Origin of the sequence: Streptomyces sp. NPDC006265 (genome assembly GCF_040613555.1) — a bacterium.
In the GTDB taxonomy this organism is placed as follows: Bacteria; Actinomycetota; Actinomycetes; order Streptomycetales; family Streptomycetaceae; genus Streptomyces.
In genome coordinates this window covers 1-2244 of the sequence record NZ_JBEXSH010001167.1, presented here as the reverse complement: position 1 = coordinate 2244, position 2244 = coordinate 1, and the positions used below count along the sequence as shown (strand labels likewise).

The window sequence follows — 2244 nt, the reverse complement described above, 5'->3', positions numbered from 1 at the left end:
CACGATAAACGGACCAAACGCCACAAACCGGAAACACGCTTGCACCTCACGTGGCAGGTCGACGGGCTTGATCTCCACGTTGGCCGCCCGGTCGCGCAGCCCCGCGGTGCCGGTGACGACCCGCAGCGCGGTCTCCCGGGTCTCGCGGCCCCAGGCGGTGAACACCCCGGCCCACTGGGAGGGCTTGAGCCGCAGACGGCTGGCGGGGCTCGGGGCGGTGACGGCCGTGAGGGCGGGCAGATGGGCGAGGATGCCGGCCGTGAACGACTCGGCCTCGGCCGTCATGCCGTGGCGGCCCTCGCCCCCGGCGTGCAGGTTCGCCCCGTCACGCCAGGCGGACAGGTGGACGTGCCCGCCGTTCCCGACACCCCGGCCCACGACGGCCGGGGCGAACGAGACCCGCAGTCCGTGCCGCTGGGCCACCGCGCGGACGGTCTGCCGGACCAGCACACTGCGGTCGGCCGCCGCCACCGGATCGAGGGCACCCACCGAGATCTCGAACTGACCGGCCGCGTACTCGGGATGGACCTGCTCGACGTCGACGCCCTGGGCCGTGCACGCCGCCAGCAGGTCGGCGAGGCAGTCCCCGAGCTCGACCTGCCGGGTCGCCCCGTACGCCGGACCGGTCGTCGCGGGCACGAACGCGTCCCCGGGGGCGTCCCCCCGGGCCATGGTCCACTCGATCTCGATGGCGGCCTTGAAGGTGAGGCCGTACCGCTCGGCCGCCTCGGTGACGATCCGTCGCAGGAACGTGCGTGTGCAGCAGGGGTGCCGCTCCCCGTCCTGTGTGACGCGGTCCACCGGCGCCCAGGCCCAGCCGGGCTGCCCGGTCAGGACGACGAGCCGGTCGAGGTCCGGGTAGAGGCGCAGATCGCCGTCGGGGGAGCCGAGGACGTCGGTGGTGACGATGGAGTCGTTCGCCAGGAACGTGTCGAACACCGGTGACATGCCGACGCCCCACGCCGCCGCCGAGGCGAGTCGGGCCGTCGGGACGGTCTTCACCCGGCCGATGCCGGCGGTGTCGACGTAGGCCAGCACGACGCCGTGCACACCCCGCCCGGCGAGTTCGCCGCTCAGCGCGGTGGCCCGCTCGACGTCGCCGGGGCGGCCGCCGGGCACGGGATCGGCCAGGGTGGTCATGCGTCCTCCGCGGTTCTCCGTTGCGTGCGACGAGGGCGGCGCCGTCAGGGCTTCACGGCCACCGCGCCGTACTGCGGTACCCGCACCGCCGATCCGGGCTCGGCGCGCCACTGCCCGCACGAGACCATGCCCGGTTCGAGCACCTCGAGACCCTCGAAGAACGCGGCGATGTCGGCGCCGCTGCGGGCGGTGATCGGGGGAGTGGCGTTCTCGTTCCAGAACTTCATGGCCGGGATCTGGCCCGCGCCGCCGAGCTCGTCGTCGAAGGTCGGGTGGGTGAGGACCAGGAAGCTGCCGGACGGCGCCGCGGCCATCACCCGGCGCACGATGTCCCGGGCCTTGTCGACGTCCAGGACGAAGTTGAGGATGCCCAGCATCATCACGGCGACGGGCTGCGTGAAGTCGAGGGTGTGCCCCGCCCGTTCGAGGATGGCGTCCGGGTCGTGCACATCGGCGTCGATGTAGGCGGTGACGCCGGCGTGGGTGCCGGTGAGCAGGGTGCGGGCGTGCACCAGGACGATCGGGTCGTTGTCGACGTAGACGATGCGCGAGTCGGGCGCGAGCCGCTGGGCGATCTCGTGGGTGTTGTCCGCCGTCGGCAGTCCCGTGCCGATGTCGAGGAACTGCCGCACCCCGCGTTCACCGGCGAGGAACGACACCGCCCGGACGAGGAAGTCCCGGTCCGCGCGGGCGATGTCCCGGATGATCGGGAACATGCCGGCGACGTGCTCGCCGACCTGCTGGTCGACCTCGTAGTGGTCCTTGCCGCCGATCCAGTAGTTCCACACGCGCGCGTTGTGCGCCACACCGGTGTTCAGTCTCGCCGACCCTCCCGAAGGGGTGTGGCCATCACTCACGACTCGTCCTCTCCTCGTACGCACGACCGAAGCCGGTCGCCGCCGCCATTGTGCCGCTCCGATGATCACGCTGTCCCGGGAATCGGCGGAGCGGGCACGGCGGTTGGGAAGGGACGGCGGGCGGGAGGGAGCTGCTTGCCGCGCCGGCCGGTCTAGTGCCGCGACAGGCAACGTTCGCCCCGTCACGACGCCCGGCACGCTCCCCCACGCTCTCGACTCCGCTCGAGCAGGGGGTACCCCCACTCGC

The 2244-nt window shown here is 72.6% G+C and carries 2 protein-coding genes; both read right to left on the bottom strand.

Annotated elements, in window-relative coordinates; translation table 11 throughout:
- Nucleotides 1-1140: glutamine synthetase (locus ABZ281_RS46630; RefSeq protein WP_356664598.1), on the bottom strand; the 1140-nt coding region annotated here is incomplete at its 3' end.
- A 44-nt stretch (nucleotides 1141-1184) separates the two neighbouring features.
- Nucleotides 1185-1997, bottom strand: a complete 813-nt coding sequence (locus ABZ281_RS46625) for an SAM-dependent methyltransferase (protein WP_356664596.1) — start codon at nucleotides 1995-1997, stop codon at nucleotides 1185-1187.
- Between the last annotated feature and the right edge of the window lie 247 nt (nucleotides 1998-2244).